The sequence below is a fragment of the Bacillus sp. PS237 genome, from assembly GCF_037963345.1.
Classification (GTDB): Bacteria; Bacillota; Bacilli; order Bacillales; family Bacillaceae; genus Bacillus; species Bacillus subtilis.
In genome coordinates this window covers 2,247,968-2,269,684 of the sequence record NZ_CP150156.1, presented here as the reverse complement: position 1 = coordinate 2,269,684, position 21,717 = coordinate 2,247,968, and the positions used below count along the sequence as shown (strand labels likewise).

Below are 21,717 nucleotides of genomic sequence, written 5' to 3'. Positions count from 1 at the left end.
ACGATTTCGGTGTGCAGTGTGAAAGCCTATACATACATAATGATGGGGTGGAGAATATGATGGAAAAGACTTTTATCATGGTGAAACCAGACGGTGTCCAACGTCAGCTCATTGGGGACATTTTATCTAGATTCGAACGTAAGGGCTTACAATTAGCTGGCGCCAAGTTAATGAGAGTGACTGAACAAATGGCTGAGAAACACTACGCCGAACATCAAGGTAAGCCTTTCTTCGGAGAGCTCGTTGAGTTTATTACTTCAGGACCTGTATTCGCAATGGTGTGGGAAGGCGAAAATGTCATTGAAGTGACGAGACAGCTGATCGGGAAAACAAACCCTAAAGAAGCTTTACCTGGTACGATTCGTGGGGATTATGGCATGTTTGTCGGAAAAAACATCATCCACGGCTCTGATTCTCTCGAAAGTGCAGAACGCGAGATTAACATTTTCTTTAAGAATGAAGAATTAGTATCATATCAGCAGCTTATGGCAGGCTGGATCTATTAATCATTGTGAAAATAAGCAACAGAGCCGGCAACATATAACGCCGCCGGTTTTTGTTCTGTTTTGTAAAGGTTTACATTAAAGTGAATAAAGGGTTGAATGGCAGTGTGCATCAGACCTCTGCCTTTCCCAACGATCTAAAATCAGCTGAAAAGCTGATTTTTTTATTGAAACAATACAATTTCCTGATAAAACAAGCTATACTAGGACAAAAAGACAGCGAGACTGGGAGAGTAGAGATGGATACATACAGCGTATTTACAACGAAATGGAAACAATTAACCGGAGTCGATTTAACACTATATAAAGAAGCACAAATGAAGAGAAGGCTAACGTCACTTTATGAGAAAAAGGGGTTCCAAAGCTTTAAGGACTTTGCTGCGGCATTGGAAAAGGATCAAGCTCTCTTAAATGAAACATTGGACAGAATGACGATCAATGTTTCAGAATTTTATCGTAATTATAAAAGATGGGAAGTTCTTGAGACTGCAATTCTGCCGTTAATCAAGACCTCTAGGCCTTTAAAAATTTGGAGTGCCGCCTGCTCAACGGGGGAGGAGCCATACACGCTTGCCATGCTTTTGGACCAGCAAAAAGGTCTTCCGGGCTATCAGATTTTAGCGACGGATATTGATGAAAAAGCATTGGAAAAAGCGAAAAAAGGCGTTTATCAGGAGCGGTCTTTACAGGAAGTGCCGCTATCTGTGAAAGATCGTTATTTTACGCAAAACGCAAATAGAAGTTATGAAGTGAAAACGGAAATCAAAAAGAATATTACATTCAAAAAGCACAATTTGCTGGCGGATCGTTATGAACAAGACTTTGACTTAATCGTGTGCCGCAATGTATTTATTTATTTTACAGAAAGCGCGAAGGAAGAGCTGTATTTAAAAATGGCACATAGCTTGAAGAAGAATGGAGTTCTTTTTGTCGGCAGCACCGAGCAAATCTTCAATCCCGAGAAATTTGGCCTAGTCCCAGCCGATACATTCTTTTATCAAAAAAGATAGACTGACTTTTTGCTGAAAAATATGTTATAGTAGTCTTACTTAAAAGCGTTAATGCGATGAAGGGAGAAGAAGTCATGAGATATTTAACAGCCGGAGAATCACACGGCCCCCAACTGACAACCATTATTGAGGGTGTACCTGCCGGGCTTTACATAACGGAGGAAGATATCAATTTTGAGCTTGCCAGACGCCAAAAAGGACACGGCCGCGGCCGCCGCATGCAGATCGAAAAAGACCAGGCCAAAATTATGAGCGGGGTGCGCCATGCACGTACACTCGGTTCGCCAATTGCTCTCGTAGTTGAAAATAACGATTGGAAGCATTGGACAAAAATCATGGGCGCCGCTCCGATTACAGAAGATGAAGAAAAGGAAATGAAGCGCCAGATTTCCAGACCGAGACCTGGGCACGCTGACTTAAACGGTGCAATTAAATATAATCATCGTGATATGAGAAATGTGCTTGAGCGTTCTTCAGCAAGGGAAACAACTGTCAGAGTGGCGGCAGGGGCTGTAGCTAAAAAGATTCTTTCTGAGCTTGGCATTAAGGTGGCGGGCCACGTGTTGCAAATTGGCGCTGTTAAAGCTGAAAAAACAGAGTATACGTCAATTGAAGACTTGCAGCGTGTAACGGAAGAGTCTCCTGTCAGATGCTACGATGAAGAGGCAGGCAAAAAAATGATGGCTGCCATTGATGAAGCAAAGGCAAACGGAGATTCCATCGGCGGAATAGTAGAAGTCATTGTCGAGGGAATGCCGGTAGGCGTGGGCAGCTATGTCCATTATGACCGCAAGCTGGATAGCAAGCTTGCTGCCGCTGTTCTGTCAATTAACGCATTTAAAGGTGTGGAATTCGGCATCGGATTTGAGGCAGCAGGGCGAAATGGAAGCGAAGTCCATGACGAGATCATTTGGGACGAGGAAAAAGGATACACCCGTGCTACTAACAGACTTGGCGGACTGGAAGGCGGCATGACGACAGGGATGCCGATTGTTGTCCGCGGAGTCATGAAGCCGATTCCGACTTTGTATAAACCGCTGAAAAGTGTCGATATTGAAACGAAAGAACCGTTTTCTGCCAGCATTGAACGTTCAGACAGCTGTGCTGTTCCTGCGGCAAGTGTAGTCGCTGAAGCGGCTGTCGCTTGGGAAATTGCGAACGCAGTCGTTGAACAATTCGGATTAGATCAAATTGACCGCATTAGAGAAAATGTGGAGAATATGAGAAAACTGTCGAGGGAATTTTAATGAAGACACTGCATGTTCAAACTGCTTCCTCGTCATATCCTGTTTTTATCGGACAAGGTATCAGAAAAAAGGCTTGCGAACTATTAACCTCTTTAAACAGGCCTTTAACAAGGATTATGTTTGTCACGGATGAAGAAGTGGACCGCCTGTATGGTGATGAAATGCTCCATTTGCTGCAAGAAAAATGGCCTGTGAAAAAAGTGACGGTACCGAGTGGAGAGCAGGCAAAATCCATGGACATGTACACAAAATTGCAGAGTGAAGCGATTCGTTTTCATATGGATCGCTCCTCATGCATCATCGCATTCGGTGGCGGTGTTGTAGGGGATCTTGCCGGTTTTGTGGCTGCCACTTTTATGCGCGGCATTGATTTCATCCAAATGCCTACGACGCTCTTGGCGCATGACAGCGCAGTCGGAGGAAAAGTAGCCGTGAACCATCCGCTTGGAAAAAATCTAATCGGTGCGTTTTATCAGCCGAAAGCCGTGCTCTATGATACAGATTTCCTGCGTTCTCTGCCTGAAAAAGAGCTTAGGTCCGGAATGGCAGAAGTGATTAAACACGCTTTTATCTATGACAGAGCGTTTCTGGAGGAGCTGCTGAATATCCACTCACTGCGTGATATCACTAATGATCAGCTGAATGACATGATTTTTAAAGGCATTTCAATTAAAGCGTCTGTCGTTCAGCAGGATGAAAAAGAAGAGGGGATAAGAGCTTACTTAAACTTTGGGCATACGCTCGGCCATGCCGTTGAGGCGGAATATGGATATGGGCAGATCACTCACGGTGATGCCGTAGCCCTCGGAATGCAGTTTGCTTTATATATAAGCGAAAAGACTGTAGGCTGTGAAATGGACAGAAAACGTTTGGTCAGCTGGCTAAAAAGCCTGGGTTATCCAAGTCAAATCAGAAAAGAGACGGAAACTTCGGTTCTCTTGAACCGTATGATGAATGATAAGAAAACCCGTGGCGGGAAGATTCAGTTTATTGTGCTCAACGAATTAGGGAAAGTTGCTGATCATACATTTTCCAGAAATGAACTTGAGAGCTGGCTGAACAAATGGCGATTGGAGGAGACATCATGATGATTCGCGGAATTCGCGGAGCAACTACAGTTGAACGGGATACTGAAGAAGAAATTTTACAAAAAACTAAACAGCTGTTAGAGAAAATCATAGAAGAAAATCATACAAAACCGGAAGATGTTGTTCAAATGCTTCTGTCGGCTACACCTGATTTGCACGCTGTTTTCCCGGCAAAAGCTGTTCGCGAGCTTTCAGGATGGCAGTATGTACCGGTAACATGTATGCAGGAAATGGACGTAACAGGCGGTCTGAAAAAGTGCATAAGAGTCATGATGACGGTCCAGACAGATGTCCCTCAGGATCAGATCAGACATGTATATTTAGAAAAAGCTGTCGTATTGAGGCCCGATTTATCATTGACAAAAAATACTGAATTGTAATACGATAAGAACAGCTTAGAAATACACAAGAGTGTGTATAAAGCAATTAGAATGAGTTGAGTTAGAGAATAGGGTAGCAGAGAATGAGTTTAGTTGAGCTGAGACATTATGTTTATTCTACCCAAAAGAAGTCTTTCTTTTGGGTTTATTTGTTATATAGTATTTTATCCTCTCATGCCATCTTCTCATTCTCCTTGCCATAAGGAGTGAGAGCAATGAATTTCCAATCAAACATTTCCGCATTTTTAGAGGACAGCTTGTCCCACCACACGATACCGATTGTGGAGACCTTCACAGTCGATACACTGACACCCATTCAAATGATAGAGAAGCTTGACAGGGAGATTACGTATCTTCTTGAAAGCAAGGACGATACATCCACTTGGTCCAGATATTCGTTTATCGGCCTGAATCCATTTCTCACAATTAAAGAAGAGCAGGGCCGTTTTTCGGCCGCTGATCAGGACAGCAAATCTCTTTACACAGGAAATGAACTAAAAGAAGTGCTGAACTGGATGAATACCACATACAAAATCAAAACACCTGAGCTTGGCATTCCTTTTGTCGGCGGAGCTGTCGGGTACTTAAGCTATGATATGATCCCGCTGATTGAGCCTTCTGTTCCTTCGCATACCAAAGAAACAGACATGGAAAAGTGTATGCTGTTTGTTTGCCGGACATTAATTGCGTATGATCATGAAACCAAAAACGTCCACTTTATCCAATATGCAAGGCTCACTGGAGAGGAAACAAAAAACGAAAAAATGGATGTATTCCATCAAAATCATCTGGAGCTTCAAAATCTCATTGAAAAAATGATGGACCAAAAAAACATAAAAGAGCTGTTTCTTTCTGCTGATTCATACAAGACACCCAGCTTTGAGACAGTATCTTCTAATTATGAAAAATCGGCTTTTATGGCTGATGTAGAAAAAATCAAAAGCTATATAAAAGCAGGCGATATCTTCCAGGGTGTTTTATCACAAAAATTTGAGGTGCCGATAAAAGCAGATGCTTTTGAGTTATACCGAGTGCTTAGGATCGTCAATCCTTCGCCGTATATGTATTATATGAAACTGCTAGACAGAGAAATAGTCGGCAGCTCTCCGGAACGGTTAATACACGTTCAAGACGGGCACTTAGAAATCCATCCGATTGCCGGTACGAGAAAACGCGGTGCAGACAAAGCTGAAGATGAGAGACTGAAGGTTGAGCTCATGAAGGATGAAAAAGAAAAAGCGGAGCATTACATGCTCGTTGATCTTGCCCGAAACGATATCGGCAGAGTAGCAGAGTATGGTTCTGTTTCTGTGCCGGAGTTCACAAAAATTGTTTCCTTTTCACATGTCATGCACATTATCTCGGTGGTTACAGGCCGATTGAAAAAAGGGGTTCATCCTGTCGATGCACTGATGTCTGCTTTCCCGGCGGGGACTTTAACAGGCGCACCCAAAATCCGTGCCATGCAGCTTTTGCAAGAACTCGAGCCAACACCGAGAGAGACATACGGAGGGTGTATTGCCTACATTGGGTTTGACGGGAATATCGACTCTTGTATTACGATTCGCACGATGAGTGTAAAGAACGGTGTTGCATCGATACAGGCAGGTGCTGGCATTGTTGCTGATTCTGTTCCGGAAGCCGAATACGAAGAAAGCTGTAATAAAGCCGGTGCGCTGCTGAAAACGATTCATATTGCAGAAGACATGTTTCATAGCAAGGAGGATAAAGCTGATGAACAGATTTCTACAATTGTGCGTTGACGGAAAAACCCTTACTGCCGGTGAGGCTGAAACGCTGATGAATATGATGATGGCAGCGGAAATGACTCCTTCTGAAATGGGGGGGATATTGTCAATTCTTGCTCATCGGGGGGAGACGCCAGAAGAGCTTGCGGGTTTTGTGAAGGCAATGCGGGCACACGCTCTTACAGTCGATGGACTTCCTGATATTGTTGATACATGCGGAACAGGGGGAGACGGTATTTCCACTTTTAATATCTCAACGGCCTCGGCAATTGTTGCCTCGGCAGCTGGTGCGAAAATCGCTAAGCATGGCAATCGCTCTGTCTCTTCTAAAAGCGGAAGCGCTGATGTTTTAGAGGAGCTAGAGGTTTCTATTCAAACCACTCCCGAAAAGGTCAAAAGCAGCATTGAAACAAACAACATGGGATTTCTTTTTGCGCCGCTTTACCATTCGTCTATGAAACATGTAGCAGGTACTAGAAAAGAGCTAGGTTTCAGAACGGTATTTAATCTGCTTGGGCCGCTCAGCAATCCTTTACAGGCGAAGCGTCAGGTGATTGGGGTCTATTCTGTTGAAAAAGCTGGACTGATGGCAAGCGCACTGGAGACGTTTCAGCCGAAGCACGTTATGTTTGTATCAAGCCGTGACGGTTTAGATGAGCTTTCAATTACAGCACCGACCGACGTGATTGAATTAAAGGACGGAGAGCGCCGGGAGTATACCGTTTCACCCGAAGATTTCGGTTTCACAAATGGCAGACTTGAAGATTTACAGGTGCAGTCTCCGAAAGAGAGCGCTTATCTCATTCAGAATATTTTTGAAAATAAAAGCAGCAGTTCCGCTTTATCTATTACGGCTTTTAATGCGGGTGCTGCGATTTACACGGCGGGAATTACCGCCTCACTGAAGGAAGGAACGGAGCTGGCGTTAGAGACGATTACAAGCGGAGGCGCTGCCGCGCAGCTTGAACGACTAAAGCAGAAAGAGGAAGAGATCTATGCTTGAAAAAATCATCAAACAAAAGAAAGAAGAAGTGAAAACACTGGTTCTGCCGGTAGAGCAGCCTTTCGAGAAACGTTCATTTAAGGAGGCGCTGGCAAGCCCGAATCGGTTTATCGGGTTGATTGCCGAAGTGAAGAAAGCATCGCCGTCAAAAGGGCTTATTAAAGAGGATTTTGTACCTGTGCAGATTGCAAAAGACTATGAGGCTGCGAAGGCAGATGCGATTTCCGTTTTAACAGACACCCCGTTTTTTCAAGGGGAAAACAGCTATTTATCAGACGTAAAGCGTGCTGTTTCGATTCCTGTACTTAGAAAAGATTTTATTATTGATTCTCTTCAAGTAGAGGAATCAAGAAGAATCGGAGCGGATGCCATATTGTTAATCGGCGAGGTGCTTGATCCCTTACACCTTCATGAATTATATCTTGAAGCAGGTGAAAAGGGGATGGACGTGTTAGTGGAGGTTCATGATGCATCAACGCTAGAACAAATATTGAAAGTGTTCACACCCGACATTCTCGGCGTAAATAATCGAAACCTAAAAACGTTTGAAACATCTGTAAAGCAGACAGAACAAATCGCATCTCTCGTTCCGAAAGAATCCTTGCTTGTCAGCGAAAGCGGAATCGGTTCTTTAGAACATTTAACATTTGTCAATGAACATGGGGCGCGAGCTGTACTTATCGGTGAATCATTGATGAGACAAACTTCTCAGCGTAAAGCAATCCATGCTTTGTTTAGGGAGTGAGGTTGTGAAGAAACCGGCATTAAAATATTGCGGTATTCGGTCACTAAAGGATTTGCAGCTTGCGGCGGAATCACAGGCTGATTACCTAGGATTTATTTTTGCTGAAAGCAAACGAAAAGTATCTCCGGAAGATGTGAAAAAATGGCTGAACCAAGTTCGTGTCGAAAAACAGGTTGCAGGTGTTTTTGTTAATGAATCAATAGAGACGATGTCACGTATTGCCAAGAGCTTGAAGCTCGACGTCATTCAGCTTCACGGTGATGAAAAACCGGCGGATGCTGCTGCTCTTCGCAAGCTGACAGGCTGTGAAATATGGAAGGCGCTTCACCATCAAGATAACACAACTCAAGAAATAGCCCGCTTTAAAGATAATGTTGACGGCTTTGTGATTGATTCATCTGTAAAAGGGTCTAGAGGCGGAACTGGTGTTGCATTTTCTTGGGAATGTGTGCCGGAATATCAGCAGGCGGCTATTGGTAAACGCTGCTTTATCGCTGGCGGCGTGAATCCGGATAGCATCACACGCCTATTGAAATGGCAGCCAGAAGGAATTGACCTTGCCAGCGGAATTGAAAAAAACGGACAAAAAGATCAGAATCTGATGAGGCTTTTAGAAGAAAGGATGAACCGATATGTATCCATATCCGAATGAAATAGGCAGATACGGTGATTTTGGCGGAAAGTTTGTTCCGGAAACACTCATGCAGCCGTTAGATGAAATACAAACAGCATTTAAACAAATCAAGGATGATCCCGCTTTTCGTGAAGAGTATTATAAGCTGTTAAAGGACTATTCCGGACGCCCGACTGCATTAACATACGCTGATCGAGTCACTGAATACTTAGGCGGCGCGAAAATCTATTTGAAACGAGAAGATTTAAACCATACAGGTTCTCATAAAATCAATAATGCGCTAGGTCAAGCGCTGCTTGCTAAAAAAATGGGCAAAACGAAAATCATTGCTGAAACCGGTGCCGGCCAGCATGGTGTTGCCGCTGCAACAGTTGCAGCCAAATTCGGCTTTTCCTGTACTGTGTTTATGGGTGAAGAGGATGTTGCCCGCCAGTCTCTGAACGTTTTCCGCATGAAGCTTCTTGGAGCGGAGGTAGTGCCTGTAACAAGCGGAAACGGAACATTGAAGGATGCCACAAATGAGGCGATCCGGTACTGGGTTCAGCATTGTGAGGATCACTTTTATATGATTGGATCAGTTGTCGGCCCGCATCCTTATCCGCAAGTGGTCCGTGAATTTCAAAAAATGATCGGAGAGGAAGCGAAGGATCAGTTGAAACGTATTGAAGGCACTATGCCTGATAAAGTAGTGGCATGTGTAGGCGGAGGAAGCAATGCGATGGGTATGTTTCAGGCATTTTTAAATGAAGATGTTGAACTGATCGGCGCTGAAGCAGCAGGAAAAGGAATTGATACACCTCTTCATGCCGCCACTATTTCGAAAGGAACCGTAGGGGTTATTCACGGTTCATTGACTTATCTCATTCAGGATGAGTTCGGGCAAATTATTGAGCCCTACTCTATTTCAGCCGGTCTCGACTATCCTGGAATCGGTCCGGAGCATGCATATTTGCATAAAAGCGGCCGTGTCACTTATGACAGTATAACCGATGAAGAAGCGGTGGATGCATTAAAGCTTTTGTCAGAAAAAGAGGGGATTTTGCCGGCAATCGAATCTGCCCATGCGTTAGCGAAAGCATTCAAACTCGCCAAAGGAATGGATCGCGGTCAACTCATTCTCGTCTGTTTATCAGGCCGGGGAGACAAGGATGTCAACACATTAATGAATGTATTGGAAGAAGAGGTGAAAGCCCATGTTTAAATTGGATCTTCAACCATCAGAAAAATTGTTTATCCCGTTTATTACGGCGGGCGATCCAGTTCCTGAGGTTTCGATTGAACTGGCGAAGTCACTCCAAAAAGCAGGCGCCACAGCATTGGAGCTTGGTGTTGCATACTCTGACCCGCTTGCAGACGGTCCGGTGATCCAGCGGGCTTCAAAGCGGGCGCTTGATCAAGGAATGAATATCGTAAAGGCAATCGAATTAGGCGGAGAAATGAAAAAAAACGGAGTGAATATTCCGATTATCCTCTTTACGTATTATAATCCTGTGTTACAATTGAACAAAGAATACTTTTTCGCTTTACTGCGGGAAAATCATATTGACGGTCTGCTTGTTCCGGATCTGCCATTAGAAGAAAGCAACAGCCTTCAAGAGGAATGTAAAAGCCATGAGGTGACGTATATTTCTTTAGTTGCGCCGACAAGCGAAAGCCGTTTGAAAACCATTATTGAACAAGCCGAGGGGTTCGTCTACTGTGTATCTTCTCTGGGTGTGACCGGTGTCCGCAATGAGTTCAATTCATCCGTGTACCCGTTCATTCGTACTGTGAAGAATCTCAGCACTGTTCCGGTTGCTGTAGGGTTCGGTATATCAAACCGTGAACAGGTCATAAAGATGAATGAAATTAGTGACGGTGTCGTAGTGGGAAGTGCGCTCGTCAGAAAAATAGAAGAATTAAAGGACCGGCTCATCAGCGCTGAAACGAGAAATCAGGCGCTGCAGGAGTTTGAGGATTATGCAATGGCGTTTAGCGGCTTGTACAGTTTAAAATGAGGTGACTGATTTGCGTATCAAAGAACATTTAAAACAGCTGAAGCCTTATCAGCCTGGAAAGCCGATTGAAGCAGTGAAATCAGAATATGGCTTGGATAAAGTTGTGAAGCTTGCTTCAAACGAGAATCCTTACGGCTGTTCAGAGGCTGCAAAAGAGGCGCTTCATCATGAGATTCAACAGCTAGCCCTTTACCCGGACGGGTATAGCGCCGCTTTGCGGACAAGGCTCAGTAAGCACCTCAATGTCAGCGAAACATCACTTATTTTCGGCAACGGTTCTGATGAAATCATACAGATCATCTGCCGGGCATTTTTAAACGATAAAACAAACACGGTTACTGCTGCCCCCACTTTTCCGCAATATAAACATAATGCGGTTATTGAAGGTGCTGAAGTACGTGAAATTGCACTTCGTCCCGACGGCTCACATGATTTAGACGCCATGTTAGAAGCCATCGACGAACAGACACAAGTCGTTTGGATATGCAGCCCGAATAATCCGACTGGCACTTATACATCTGAAGGAGAATTACTCGCATTTCTGGAGCGCGTTCCTTCTCGTGTCCTTGTCGTTCTTGACGAAGCATATTATGAATATGTAACAGCAGAGGATTACCCGGAAACCGTGCCGCTCTTAAGCAAGTATTCCAATTTGATGATTTTGCGCACATTTTCAAAGGCATACGGTCTGGCAGCGCTCAGAGTCGGATACGGAATTGCTGACGAGAACCTGATTCGCCAGATTGAGCCGGCGAGAGAGCCGTTTAATACCAGCCGTCTGGGCCAGGCTGCGGCGATTGCAGCACTTGATGATCAAGCGTTTATTGCTTCCTGTGTCGAGCAAAATAATGCAGGCCTTCAGCAGTATTATGATTTTGCGAAAACTCATGGTTTAAAGTGCTACCCTTCACAGACAAATTTTGTGTTAATTGACTTTAAACGTCCTGCTGATGAACTGTTTCAGGCTCTGCTGGAAAAAGGCTATATCGTCCGGTCAGGAAACGCATTAGGTTTCCCGACATCACTCCGGATTACGATCGGAACAAAAGAGCAAAATGAAGAAATACTTGCCATTTTAGCTGAAATTTTATAAGAGGTGATCAAATATCACCTCTTTAGTCTATAAACCAGGTGATGACGTATGAATCAAATGAAAGATACAATATTGCTCGCCGGTCTCGGATTGATAGGCGGTTCGATTGCCCTAGCCATCAAAAAAAATCATCCCGGCAAACGGATTATCGGAATCGACATCTCTGATGAACAGGCGGTAGCGGCATTAAAATTAGGCGTGATAGACGATCGTGCTGATTCGTTTATTAGCGGTGTGAAAGAGGCAGCTACAGTAATCATTGCGACACCTGTTGAACAAACACTGGTTATGCTTGAAGAGCTGGCTCATTCAGGAATTGAACATGAGCTTTTGATTACGGATGTAGGAAGCACAAAGCAAAAAGTGGTTGATTACGCTGATCAAGTGCTGCCTAGCCGCTATCAATTTGTCGGAGGGCATCCGATGGCGGGTTCACATAAATCAGGAGTGGCCGCTGCGAAGGAGTTCCTGTTTGAAAATGCATTTTATATTTTAACGCCAGGCCAGAAAACGGACAAACAAGCTGTGGAACAGTTAAAAAACCTGCTGAAGGGGACGAATGCCCATTTTGTGGAAATGTCGCCAGAGGAGCATGATGGCGTTACAAGCGTAATCAGTCATTTTCCGCATATTGTAGCAGCTAGCCTTGTTCACCAAACCCATCATTCGGAAAACCTGTATCCGCTTGTTAAGCGTTTTGCTGCCGGCGGGTTCAGAGATATTACAAGGATTGCATCAAGCAGCCCGGCAATGTGGCGGGATATTTTATTACATAATAAAGATAAAATCTTAGACCGTTTTGATGAGTGGATTCGTGAAATTGACAAGATCCGTACATATGTAGAACAAGAAGATGCGGAAAATCTATTTCGTTATTTTAAAACAGCCAAGGATTATCGCGACGGGCTGCCGCTTCGGCAGAAGGGAGCGATACCTGCATTTTATGATTTATATGTGGATGTACCCGATCATCCGGGTGTAATATCCGAGATAACAGCGATCTTAGCTGCGGAGCGCATCAGTATCACGAATATCCGCATTATCGAAACACGAGAGGATATTAACGGGATTTTAAGGATCAGTTTTCAGTCTGATGACGACCGCAAAAGGGCAGAACAATGCATTGAAGCCCGGGCGGAATATGAAACTTTTTATGCTGATTGAGGTGGAAAAAATGAAACGAGATAAGGTGCAGACCTTACATGGAGAAATACATATTCCCGGTGATAAATCCATTTCTCACCGCTCTGTTATGTTTGGCGCGCTAGCGGCAGGCACAACAACAGTTAAAAACTTTCTGCCGGGAGCAGATTGTCTGAGCACGATCGATTGCTTTAGAAAAATGGGTGTTCACATTGAGCAAAGCAGCAGCGATGTCGTGATTCACGGAAAAGGAATCGATGCCCTGAAAGAGCCAGAAAGCCTTTTAGATGTCGGAAATTCAGGTACAACGATTCGCCTGATGCTCGGAATATTGGCGGGCCGTCCTTTTTACAGCGCGGTAGCCGGAGATGAGAGCATTGCGAAACGCCCAATGAAGCGTGTGACTGAGCCTTTGAAAAAAATGGGGGCTAAAATCGACGGCAGAGCCGGCGGAGAGTTTACACCGCTGTCAGTGAGCGGCGCTTCATTAAAAGGAATTGATTATGTATCACCTGTTGCAAGCGCGCAAATTAAATCTGCTGTTTTGCTGGCCGGATTACAGGCTGAGGGCACAACAACTGTAACAGAGCCCCATAAATCTCGGGACCACACTGAGCGGATGCTTTCTGCTTTTGGCGTTAAGCTTTCTGAAGATCAAACGAGTGTTTCCATTGCTGGTGGCCAGAAACTGACAGCTGCTGATATTTTTGTTCCTGGAGACATTTCTTCAGCCGCGTTTTTCCTTGCTGCTGGCGCGATGGTTCCAAACAGCAGAATTGTATTGAAAAACGTAGGTTTAAATCCGACTCGGACAGGTATTATTGATGTCCTTCAAAACATGGGGGCAAAACTTGAAATCAAACCATCTGCTGATAGCGGTGCAGAGCCTTATGGAGATTTGATTATAGAAACGTCATCTCTAAAGGCAGTTGAAATCGGAGGAGATATCATTCCGCGTTTAATTGATGAGATCCCTATCATCGCGCTTCTTGCGACTCAGGCGGAAGGAACCACCGTTATTAAGGACGCGGCAGAGCTAAAAGTGAAAGAAACAAACCGTATTGATACTGTTGTTTCTGAGCTTCGCAAGCTGGGTGCTGAAATTGAACCGACAGCAGATGGAATGAAGGTTTATGGCAAACAAACGTTGAAAGGCGGCGCTGCAGTGTCCAGCCACGGAGATCATCGAATCGGAATGATGCTTGGTATTGCTTCCTGTATAACGGAGGAGCCGATTGAAATCGAGCACACGGATGCCATTCACGTTTCTTATCCAACCTTCTTCGAGCATTTAAATAAGCTTTCGAAAAAATCCTGAAGTTTTACTTCAGGATTTTTTATGCAGATCATAATTCGAGGCGAAAAAACATAGCTTGTCTTATAGAACGGATAGAAAAACGAAAAGGGGGGATGTGCTTTACTTACAAGCCGGCAGGTCAAAGAGCTGCTTTACTGTACAGAGGGCGATCTTCCTTTTTTCATTTTCTATCTCAAGATCTTTTGGTAAACTAATAAGACTCAATAATTCCCTTCCGTACAGAAGCATCTTATTTGCCGGGGGCATTCGTCTGAATTATGATAAGATTAACCCGAACAAATAAAGCTTTTTTTGTATGGTTGATGTTGTATAGGAAAAGAAAGGACCGGTCCGATTTGAATACATTGATTCAAGAAGCCATAAAATTAGTTGAAGCAGGTGAAACAGAAAAAGGCCTCAACACGCTCTCGAAGGCTGAAAAACAGCTGCATGATGAAGATAAAGCCATTGCAGCCCAGCTTTATTACGAGTGGGGCGATGTAGAAAAAGCCATTTCACTGATTAGTGATCTACATGATTTATATCCAAATGAAACAGAACTGACGAATTTCTACGCTGAACTTTTAATAGATATTGACGAAGAAGAAAAAGCCCTCGCTGTGCTGGAGACTATTCCGGAAACAGATCCATCATATCCGGAAAGTTTGCTGCTTATGGCGGATCTTTATCAGATGCAGGGGTTATTCGAAGTCAGTGAACAAAAGCTTTTCCAGGCAAAGTCCATTCTGGACAATGAACCTGTTATTGATTTTGCACTGGGAGAACTTTACTTTGCTCAGGGAGCCTATGCAAAAGCGGTTCAATATTTTAAAACAACGGCTGAGGAGCAGAGTGAGATCGGGGGCGTTAATGTCCATCAAAGACTGGCAGAATCGTTAAGTGCCTCAGGTGAATTTGAGGATGCCATTCCATGGTATGAGAAAGCTGTCGATGAGAATCCTGATCCTAATACGATTTTCGGCTATGGTTTTACAGCCTTACAGGCGGGGCTTGTGAAAACAGCTATTAAGCAGCTGTCTGATTTAAAGGAGCTTGATCCATCTTATACTTCACTTTATATGCCGCTCTCGAAAAGCTATGAAGCTGAAGGAATGTATGAAGAGGCATTAAAAACGGCAAAAGAGGGGATCAGATATGATGAATATAACAAAGAACTTTTCCTTTATGCCGCCAAAATGGCCTTGAAAATCGGGAAGTCAGAAGAGGGGAAGAAGCTGCTTCAGGAGGCGCTTGCGCTTGATCCGGGCTTTGTCGAGGCGCTTCATACACTTCTTGCCGTGTATCACAAAGAAGAGGATTATGATCAGATCATTGATCTTATTCAAGAGGTTCGAAGCTACGGTGAAGAAGATCCTAAATACAATTGGTATCTTGCAAGCGCATATACTGAATTAGAGCAATACGAGGAAGCAAAACAATCCTTTGAGGCTGCCTATCTTCATTACCGGGAGGATAGAGATTTCTTATATGAATACGCAAGCTTCCTATTAGAAGAAGGTCTTCAAAAAGAAGCGCTGCCGCTTTTGAAAAAGGTTCTTGAAATGGACGGAGCCAATGAAGAGCTTGAAGAAACGATTTTGCGAATCGAGGATGAATTTTCTAGATAAGCAGGAATATTAACCATTCATGTGGAACATATAAGTATATAGATTATACGAACGATAGAGGAGGGAATTACATGCAGACCCCTGTTTCTGTCAATGAGAAAAAAGATTTTATCCGTTGGTTTTTAAACCATTATCAGTTAAAGCGCCGAGAGTGCGTTTGGATCTTGAACTACTTAATGAGCCATGATTCTCTCATGGAGAAGGTTCATTTTGTGGAGCAGGCTGAATTTTGCCCGAGAGGCATTATAATGTCAACACATTGTGTTGAAGAAGTTCCGTTCCGGTTCTATAAAGAGAATGTCATGACTACCGACGCGGAAAAATCTTTTCATGATATTAGATTAAATAAACAGCAGGATTTGTTTATCCAGCTTAATTTCCGTTCGGCTTACAGCTCACCTGAATATGCGGCGGTGCTGGAGTCCAACCCGCATATTCCGAAAAACCTTTTTGAGAATAAAAAAGATCAGGGATTGGCGGAACAGATTTTAGAGCACGCTATTTCCACATTCCAAAGAGAAAAATTATTAAAAGACATTGACGACGCGTTAGATCGTCATGATAAAGAGGCATTTGAACAATTATCGCGCCAATTAAATCAGCTCACATAATATGACCAGCCTTGCAGTGAATTGCAAGGCTTGTTGCCGTAAAGGGGGAGAACGATGAGGTGGAGAATCACTGATGCCAAGGACTATTTACAAGCTAAGGATTACATTGATACCGCTGTCATACCATTAATTAACATAAGGGTTAATAACCATTTTAAAATGGCGGCGGAGAAAGGCGAGTTTACGCAGCTTCTCTCAGAAGAACTTGAAAGGCAGTTAAAGGGACGGGTATATTTACTTCCGCCTTATACATATGTTGATAGAAATGAAATAACCGTTCAAGGGCTTAAGGATTTGCGGGAAGAGCTGATAACGGAATTTCCGCATGTTGTCCTGCTCACATCTGACGAAAGTTGGAGAGCTGAGGATGCGTTAGGCAAAATGATTGTTACATCGTCTGTTCCATTAGAGCATTTAAATGACTCTTTAAAAAGAAAAATATTGGATGAACGCACTGCTGAAATTTTGAACGTTTTGTTACAGTTATGGAGCACTTTATAAAAACACTTACATTTCCTTATAAACAATATTTTGGCTATATTGACCTTGCTGAGAGATTCATATATTATGAGGGTGTCTAGAGTTATTGCAATATTTTCTATTTTAGTCAGTTTGCAGGGGTGACTTAGAGGGGGGAGAAGAGATGGGCGGAAAACATGATATATCCAGACGTCAATTTTTGAATTATACGCTCACAGGCGTAGGAGGTTTTATGGCGGCTAGTATGCTCATGCCTATGGTTCGCTTCGCACTCGACCCGGTATTAAAATCGACAGGGAAGCAGGATATGGTTCAGGTTGTCAGCGTTGATGAGTTGACAAAAGAGCCGCAGCGCTTTGATTTTAAAATTAATCAAGTCGATGCCTGGTATGAGTCAGAAGAGTCAAGATCAGCCTGGGTCTTCAAAAACGGGGATGAAATTGTAGCACTTTCGCCAATTTGTAAGCATTTAGGGTGTACGGTGAACTGGAATAGTGATCCTAAAAACCCGAATAAATTCTTTTGTCCATGCCATTACGGACTCTATGAAAAGGACGGCACCAATGTCCCTGGCACGCCGCCGCTTGCGCCTCTTGATCATTATGAGCAAGAAGTAAAAGACGGCTTCCTGTATCTTGGAAAAGCAAAGCCTAAGGGGGAAGGGTGACATGCTGAACAAAATTTATGACTGGGTAGACGAGCGGCTTGATATTACACCGATGTGGAGGGATATTGCCGATCACGAAGTACCGGAACATGTGAATCCCGCCCATCATTTCTCTGCGTTTGTGTATTGCTTTGGGGGACTGACGTTTTTTGTAACCGTTATCCAAGTATTATCTGGAATGTTTTTAACGATGTATTATGTGCCTGATATCAAAAATGCCTGGGAATCGGTATATTATTTGCAAAATGAAGTGGCATTCGGCCAGATTGTCAGGGGGATGCACCACTGGGGTGCGAGCCTGGTCATTGTGATGATGTTTTTACATACGCTGAGGGTCTTTTTCCAAGGCGCGTATAAAAAACCGCGCGAGCTGAACTGGATTGTCGGTGTGCTGATCTTTTTTGTTATGCTCGGTCTTGGCTTTACAGGCTACTTGCTTCCTTGGGATATGAAGGCTCTGTTTGCAACAAAAGTCGGACTGCAGATCGCCGAAGCCACGCCTTTGATCGGAACGCAAGTTAAAACGCTCCTTGCAGGGCATCCGGATATTGTAGGCGCCCAAACGCTGACTAGGTTTTTTGCGATCCATGTATTTTTTCTTCCTGCCGCATTGTTCGGGCTGATGGCTGCACATTTTATTATGATCCGGAAGCAGGGGATTTCAGGACCGCTTTAAACTCTTGATCTGCGAATAAAAGGGAGGGGATGACATGCACCGGGGCAAAGGGATGAAATTTGTAGGCGACTCAAGGATACCGGCTGAAAAAAAGCCGAATATACCGAAGGATTATTCGGAGTATCCGGGTAAAACAGAGGCTTTCTGGCCAAATTTCTTGTTAAAGGAATGGATGGTTGGAGCTGTCTTTCTCATCGGTTTTCTCGTTTTGACGATTGTGCATCAGCCGCCTTTAGAGCGGATGGCGGACCCGACTGATACTGGTTATATTCCGCTGCCGGATTGGTATTTTCTTTTCTTATACCAGCTGTTGAAGTATGAATACGCCGCCGGAAGCTTTACAGTGGTCGGCGCCATGATTATGCCAGGTCTCGCTTTTGGGGCCCTGCTTTTGGCTCCATTCCTAGACAGAGGGACAGAAAGAAGGCCGTGGAAGCGTCCGGTCGCTGTCGGTATGATGCTTCTGGCCATTTCCGCTGCTGTATTTTTGACGTGGCAGTCAGTTGCTACTCATGACTGGGCCAAGGCAGAAGAACAGGGGAAAATTACAAAAGAAGCCGACATTGACACCAATGCAGAAGGATATAAGGTTTTTAAGGAACAGGGCTGTATTTCTTGCCATGGGGATAACCTTCAGGGAGGAGCGGCCGGGCCTTCATTGGTTGACAGCGGGCTGAAACCGGATGAAATCAAAAAAATCGCTGTAGAAGGGAAAGGCAAAATGCCGGCGGGTGTGTTCAAAGGAAATGATAAGCAGCTCGAAGAACTTGCAAAATTTATTTCTGAAACAACCGCAAAATAACGTATTGTGAATTGTCAAATGGAAGGATATACTTTTATTATCAAAAGCTGACCCGGCGTCAGCTTTTTTATTTGGACATATTATTTTTACAGACTGAGAGTTGATTCGATGTGAAATGGTTTCAATATGTATTAGGGCAGCGGCCGATGCTTATTCTTGTCTTAGCCATTAATTTTCTGGGAACGGTTTACGGCTACTATTGGTACTTGCCGCAGCTTTTGGAGACACCGGCACGTTTCCTGATTTTTGTTCCGGACAGTCCGACAGCAACGTTTTTCTTTCTGTTTGTGCTGCTTGCCTTTCTCATGAAACGGAATGCTCCGTTCTTTGAGGCGCTTGCGCTAGTTACCCTCGTAAAGTATGGCCTATGGGCGGTGGCTATGAATTTTCTTGTGCTTGCAGTAACTGGTGACTTGCCGTGGGAGGGCTACATGCTAATTGCTTCGCATTTTGCAATGGCAGTTCAAGGCGTATTATACAGTCCGTATTTTCGTTTTTCATTTTGGCATCTTGCAATTGCTGCAGTCTGGACACTGCATAACGATGTCATTGACTACTTGTTTGATATGATGCCGCAATACTCTATGCTTTCTGATTATATGACTGAAATAGGATACGGAACATTTTGGCTAAGTATCTTTTCAATCGCGCTTGCTTACTTTCTTGTGGTCTCAAAAAAGCAAACGAAGCTTGAGCTGATGTAAAGACAATGTTGGTCTATCCTTGTCCCTTTCTTCATATTCTGTAAGGAGAGAGAGTGGGAGGGACCTGCATGAAACGAAAGCTGACGATCTGTTTGTTGATTGCACTTATTTTTTATAATGGAAATGCCAAGGCTGCAGAGCGGGGAAGCCTCGAGGAATTGAATGATTTATCCGATACAGTCTTTCAAATGACCCGACAGGCGAAATATGAAGAGGCGCTTCAAGTCTTGGAGTATTTTGAAAAAACATTAAAATCCGCTGAGAAAAAACAGCAAGACCCCATGCTAACGGGAGCCCAAATTCGTCAAATCACATTGGGCTATAATGATATGGTTCGGAGTTTAAAGCAAGCTGATACATCAGACACACAAAAACTCAGAGCAGCCGCGCAGTTCAGAATGCTGATGGATGCGGTTGACAATCGGTCTGACCCGCTTTGGGGCTCACTGGAAAAACCGATTATGGAAGCTTTTACTGAACTGAAGCGAGATGTCCAAAAGAATGGAAGCACAAGCTTTCATGAAAAATGGAATGAATTTATCAGTTTATATGACTTGATTTACCCCAGTCTTACAATCGATGTATCAGAGGATCAGCTTGAAACAGTCGGAAAACATATAGATGTTATTGAGCAAGAGGAATTTCAGCAAATGACAGAGAGCACGAAGCTTGAACGGCTTTCCCTTCTTCAGCATGACCTGAAAAATGTGTTTGACAGGGTGGAGGAGGATGATGCCGATCCGTCTTTACTCTGGGTGATCATTACAACCGGCAGTATCATCATTACTGCTCTTACCTATGTCGGTTACAGAAAGTACAAGGCGGAAAAAAACAAGCTGAAAAAAAGGGACTACCCTAAATAAGGATGAGGGGCGGCGGTCAGCCGCCTTTTTTCTATTACATGTCAGCGCGGAAGCGGATTTTTATTTTCATCAAGCGTAAATCCTTCTCCGAGCACATCGTGAACATCGCTTACCGCTACAAAGGCATGGGGATCAATGGAGTTAATCACGCTTTTCAGCATCACCAATTCATTTTTCGGCACCACACAATAAAGTACATCTATATCCTCTTTTGTGTAGGAACCTTGTCCTTTCAAAATGGTGACGCCCCGTTCCATTTCTTCAAGAATCTTTTTCTGAATCAGGTCGTTTTTCGAAGAGATGATCGTAGCGCCTTTAGCAGCGTATCCGCCTTCCTGAATAAAATCGATTAATCTTGCCGCTACAAATACAGCTACCAGCGTATACATCGCTTCTTTATAGGAGAGATAAGTAAGCAAAGACAAAATGATGACGCAGGCATCGAAAGCAAACATCGTTCTGCCCATCGGAATCCCAAAATACTTATTCACTAAACGTGCGATGATATCAACACCGCCTGTCGTACCGCCGAACTTAAAAATAATACCCAGTCCGGCTCCGATGAATACGCCGGCAAATAAAGCGGCGAGCGCTAAGTCGTGCTGAAGGGGCATATGGATTTCATATCGCTGAAAGATGCTGAGGAACAAAGACAAGGCTACAGTGCCGACAAGGGTATAAACAAACATTGTCCTGCCGAGCAAACGCCAGCCAATAAAAAAAATCGGAATGTTCAACACCAGGTTCGATATAGAGGGGCTGATGTGGAAAAGGGCATAAAGCAAAAGTGTAATACCTGTAAAACCGCCCTCAGCCAGATTGTTCTGCATATTGAAATGAACCAAGCCAAATGAAAAAATTGCCGCTCCGATTAAAATAAAAAATATGTTTTTTAATCTAATTTCTCCAAGCATCACACAAAACCCCTTTTCCTTCCATTAGATAGCGTTTATATTATAGTGGATGAAAAAGAAAACAGCAAACGTGCTTAAACATTTGTCAAACGTATCTGAATTAGCTAACATGTAAGAGGATGATAGGAGGTTTCGTTCAGTGAGTGATAAAACAATGCAAGACATACAGGCTGAAGTAGACCGTTACATCGGCCAATTTAAAGAAGGATATTTCAGCCCGCTGGCCATGATGGCGAGGCTGACTGAAGAACTGGGCGAGCTTGCCAGAGAAGTGAATCACCGTTATGGAGAAAAACCAAAAAAAGCGACTGAAGATGATAAAAGCATGGAAGAGGAAATGGGCGATGTGCTATTTGTATTGGTTTGTTTAGCCAACTCTCTTGATATCTCTTTAGAGGAAGCCCACGACCGAGTCATGCATAAATTTAATACAAGAGATAAAGATCGCTGGACCAGAAAAGAAGAAGGAAAGTAGAGGAGATCA

The 21,717-nt window shown here is 43.8% G+C and carries 24 protein-coding genes; 23 read left to right on the top strand and 1 reads right to left on the bottom strand.

Features of this window, described 5'->3' with window-relative positions:
* Positions 1-56: 56 nt before the first annotated feature.
* The 22 genes from ndk (at position 57) to ypjB (ending at position 20,319) form a co-directional block, all read left to right on the top strand.
* Positions 57-506, top strand: a complete 450-nt coding sequence (ndk, locus tag NST22_RS11515; RefSeq protein ID WP_010886554.1) for a nucleoside-diphosphate kinase — start codon at positions 57-59, stop codon at positions 504-506.
* Positions 507-742: 236 nt separating this feature from the next.
* A complete protein-coding gene (cheR, locus tag NST22_RS11510; protein WP_003230589.1) occupies positions 743-1,513 on the top strand; it encodes a protein-glutamate O-methyltransferase CheR in 771 nt (256 codons plus the stop codon).
* A gap of 74 nt (positions 1,514-1,587) precedes the next feature.
* Positions 1,588-2,760 carry a chorismate synthase gene (gene aroC / locus NST22_RS11505; RefSeq protein ID WP_004398727.1) on the top strand — a complete coding sequence of 391 codons (1,173 nt, stop codon included), beginning with the start codon at positions 1,588-1,590 and terminating at the stop codon, positions 2,758-2,760.
* Positions 2,760-3,848: a 3-dehydroquinate synthase gene (gene aroB, locus NST22_RS11500; protein WP_003230592.1), complete on the top strand. Its 1,089-nt coding sequence runs from the start codon at positions 2,760-2,762 to the stop codon at positions 3,846-3,848. Before aroC ends, aroB begins: the two co-directional genes overlap by 1 nt.
* Entirely contained in the window at positions 3,845-4,228 is a 384-nt protein-coding gene (gene aroH, locus NST22_RS11495; RefSeq protein ID WP_004398675.1) for a chorismate mutase, read from the top strand. The genes aroB and aroH overlap by 4 nt, the downstream gene beginning before the upstream one ends.
* A 215-nt stretch (positions 4,229-4,443) precedes the next feature.
* Entirely contained in the window at positions 4,444-5,991 is a 1,548-nt protein-coding gene (gene trpE, locus NST22_RS11490) for an anthranilate synthase component I (protein WP_003246124.1), read from the top strand.
* Positions 5,963-6,979 (top strand): anthranilate phosphoribosyltransferase, encoded by a 1,017-nt coding sequence (trpD, locus tag NST22_RS11485; RefSeq protein WP_003245959.1) that lies wholly within the window; start codon positions 5,963-5,965, stop codon positions 6,977-6,979. Before trpE ends, trpD begins: the two co-directional genes overlap by 29 nt.
* Positions 6,972-7,724, top strand: coding sequence for an indole-3-glycerol phosphate synthase TrpC (gene trpC / locus NST22_RS11480; protein ID WP_003230601.1), 753 nt, complete (start codon positions 6,972-6,974; stop codon positions 7,722-7,724). The genes trpD and trpC overlap by 8 nt, the downstream gene beginning before the upstream one ends.
* A 4-nt stretch (positions 7,725-7,728) precedes the next feature.
* Positions 7,729-8,376 carry a phosphoribosylanthranilate isomerase gene (locus NST22_RS11475; RefSeq protein ID WP_004398742.1) on the top strand — a complete coding sequence of 216 codons (648 nt, stop codon included), beginning with the start codon at positions 7,729-7,731 and terminating at the stop codon, positions 8,374-8,376.
* Entirely contained in the window at positions 8,357-9,559 is a 1,203-nt protein-coding gene (gene trpB / locus NST22_RS11470) for a tryptophan synthase subunit beta (RefSeq protein ID WP_003230605.1), read from the top strand. The genes NST22_RS11475 and trpB overlap by 20 nt, the downstream gene beginning before the upstream one ends.
* Complete coding sequence (trpA, locus tag NST22_RS11465; RefSeq protein WP_003230608.1) at positions 9,552-10,355, top strand: tryptophan synthase subunit alpha; 804 nt, start codon at positions 9,552-9,554, stop codon at positions 10,353-10,355. The genes trpB and trpA overlap by 8 nt, the downstream gene beginning before the upstream one ends.
* A 10-nt stretch (positions 10,356-10,365) precedes the next feature.
* Positions 10,366-11,448: a histidinol-phosphate transaminase gene (gene hisC / locus NST22_RS11460; protein ID WP_004399129.1), complete on the top strand. Its 1,083-nt coding sequence runs from the start codon at positions 10,366-10,368 to the stop codon at positions 11,446-11,448.
* A 48-nt stretch (positions 11,449-11,496) separates the two neighbouring features.
* Positions 11,497-12,612 (top strand): prephenate dehydrogenase, encoded by a 1,116-nt coding sequence (locus NST22_RS11455; protein WP_003230615.1) that lies wholly within the window; start codon positions 11,497-11,499, stop codon positions 12,610-12,612.
* A gap of 10 nt (positions 12,613-12,622) precedes the next feature.
* The gene (aroA, locus tag NST22_RS11450; protein WP_003246068.1) at positions 12,623-13,909 is read left to right on the top strand and encodes a 3-phosphoshikimate 1-carboxyvinyltransferase; all 1,287 of its coding nucleotides are present in this window, start codon (positions 12,623-12,625) and stop codon (positions 13,907-13,909) included.
* A gap of 335 nt (positions 13,910-14,244) precedes the next feature.
* The gene (locus tag NST22_RS11445; RefSeq protein WP_003230620.1) at positions 14,245-15,516 is read left to right on the top strand and encodes a tetratricopeptide repeat protein; all 1,272 of its coding nucleotides are present in this window, start codon (positions 14,245-14,247) and stop codon (positions 15,514-15,516) included.
* Between the two features lie 71 nt (positions 15,517-15,587).
* Complete coding sequence (locus NST22_RS11440) at positions 15,588-16,127, top strand: ReoY family proteolytic degradation factor (protein WP_004399171.1); 540 nt, start codon at positions 15,588-15,590, stop codon at positions 16,125-16,127.
* Between the two features lie 54 nt (positions 16,128-16,181).
* Complete coding sequence (locus NST22_RS11435; protein ID WP_003246201.1) at positions 16,182-16,628, top strand: YpiF family protein; 447 nt, start codon at positions 16,182-16,184, stop codon at positions 16,626-16,628.
* A gap of 142 nt (positions 16,629-16,770) precedes the next feature.
* On the top strand, positions 16,771-17,274 hold the full coding sequence (locus tag NST22_RS11430) for a ubiquinol-cytochrome c reductase iron-sulfur subunit (protein WP_003230627.1): 504 nt from the start codon (positions 16,771-16,773) through the stop codon (positions 17,272-17,274).
* A 1-nt stretch (position 17,275) separates the two neighbouring features.
* Positions 17,276-17,950 carry a menaquinol-cytochrome c reductase cytochrome b subunit gene (gene qcrB / locus NST22_RS11425; protein ID WP_003225560.1) on the top strand — a complete coding sequence of 225 codons (675 nt, stop codon included), beginning with the start codon at positions 17,276-17,278 and terminating at the stop codon, positions 17,948-17,950.
* A gap of 34 nt (positions 17,951-17,984) precedes the next feature.
* On the top strand, positions 17,985-18,752 hold the full coding sequence (locus tag NST22_RS11420; protein WP_003225562.1) for a menaquinol-cytochrome c reductase cytochrome b/c subunit: 768 nt from the start codon (positions 17,985-17,987) through the stop codon (positions 18,750-18,752).
* A 110-nt stretch (positions 18,753-18,862) separates the two neighbouring features.
* Positions 18,863-19,456, top strand: a complete 594-nt coding sequence (locus NST22_RS11415; protein ID WP_003230630.1) for a DUF1405 domain-containing protein — start codon at positions 18,863-18,865, stop codon at positions 19,454-19,456.
* Positions 19,457-19,524: 68 nt separating this feature from the next.
* Positions 19,525-20,319: a sporulation protein YpjB gene (gene ypjB, locus NST22_RS11410; RefSeq protein ID WP_003230633.1), complete on the top strand. Its 795-nt coding sequence runs from the start codon at positions 19,525-19,527 to the stop codon at positions 20,317-20,319.
* A 41-nt stretch (positions 20,320-20,360) separates the two neighbouring features.
* On the opposite strand, the gene NST22_RS11405 is transcribed toward ypjB, so the two are convergent.
* The gene (locus tag NST22_RS11405) at positions 20,361-21,233 is read right to left on the bottom strand and encodes a YitT family protein (protein ID WP_003230635.1); all 873 of its coding nucleotides are present in this window, start codon (positions 21,231-21,233) and stop codon (positions 20,361-20,363) included.
* Positions 21,234-21,372: 139 nt separating this feature from the next.
* Here NST22_RS11405 and NST22_RS11400 point away from each other — a divergent pair, with 139 nt between their 5' ends.
* A complete protein-coding gene (locus NST22_RS11400) occupies positions 21,373-21,708 on the top strand; it encodes a nucleotide pyrophosphohydrolase (protein ID WP_003230637.1) in 336 nt (111 codons plus the stop codon).
* Positions 21,709-21,717 lie beyond the last annotated feature (9 nt).

Excerpts from the sequence above, each read along its gene's own strand:
- aroC (WP_004398727.1), top strand. The coding sequence starts at position 1,588 with ATGAGATATTTAACAGCCGGAGAATCACACGGCCCCCAACTGACAACC.
- ndk (WP_010886554.1), top strand. The coding sequence starts at position 57 with ATGATGGAAAAGACTTTTATCATGGTGAAACCAGACGGTGTCCAACGT.
- NST22_RS11430 (WP_003230627.1), top strand. The coding sequence starts at position 16,771 with ATGGGCGGAAAACATGATATATCCAGACGTCAATTTTTGAATTATACG.
- ypjB (WP_003230633.1), top strand. The coding sequence starts at position 19,525 with ATGAAACGAAAGCTGACGATCTGTTTGTTGATTGCACTTATTTTTTAT.
- NST22_RS11405 (WP_003230635.1), bottom strand. The coding sequence starts at position 21,233 with ATGCTTGGAGAAATTAGATTAAAAAACATATTTTTTATTTTAATCGGA.
- NST22_RS11435 (WP_003246201.1), top strand. The coding sequence starts at position 16,182 with ATGAGGTGGAGAATCACTGATGCCAAGGACTATTTACAAGCTAAGGAT.
- trpC (WP_003230601.1), top strand. The coding sequence starts at position 6,972 with ATGCTTGAAAAAATCATCAAACAAAAGAAAGAAGAAGTGAAAACACTG.
- trpA (WP_003230608.1), top strand. The coding sequence starts at position 9,552 with ATGTTTAAATTGGATCTTCAACCATCAGAAAAATTGTTTATCCCGTTT.
- qcrB (WP_003225560.1), top strand. The coding sequence starts at position 17,276 with ATGCTGAACAAAATTTATGACTGGGTAGACGAGCGGCTTGATATTACA.
- aroB (WP_003230592.1), top strand. The coding sequence starts at position 2,760 with ATGAAGACACTGCATGTTCAAACTGCTTCCTCGTCATATCCTGTTTTT.
- NST22_RS11420 (WP_003225562.1), top strand. The coding sequence starts at position 17,985 with ATGCACCGGGGCAAAGGGATGAAATTTGTAGGCGACTCAAGGATACCG.
- cheR (WP_003230589.1), top strand. The coding sequence starts at position 743 with ATGGATACATACAGCGTATTTACAACGAAATGGAAACAATTAACCGGA.
- aroA (WP_003246068.1), top strand. The coding sequence starts at position 12,623 with ATGAAACGAGATAAGGTGCAGACCTTACATGGAGAAATACATATTCCC.
- NST22_RS11455 (WP_003230615.1), top strand. The coding sequence starts at position 11,497 with ATGAATCAAATGAAAGATACAATATTGCTCGCCGGTCTCGGATTGATA.
- trpE (WP_003246124.1), top strand. The coding sequence starts at position 4,444 with ATGAATTTCCAATCAAACATTTCCGCATTTTTAGAGGACAGCTTGTCC.
- NST22_RS11440 (WP_004399171.1), top strand. The coding sequence starts at position 15,588 with ATGCAGACCCCTGTTTCTGTCAATGAGAAAAAAGATTTTATCCGTTGG.
- trpB (WP_003230605.1), top strand. The coding sequence starts at position 8,357 with ATGTATCCATATCCGAATGAAATAGGCAGATACGGTGATTTTGGCGGA.
- trpD (WP_003245959.1), top strand. The coding sequence starts at position 5,963 with ATGAACAGATTTCTACAATTGTGCGTTGACGGAAAAACCCTTACTGCC.
- aroH (WP_004398675.1), top strand. The coding sequence starts at position 3,845 with ATGATGATTCGCGGAATTCGCGGAGCAACTACAGTTGAACGGGATACT.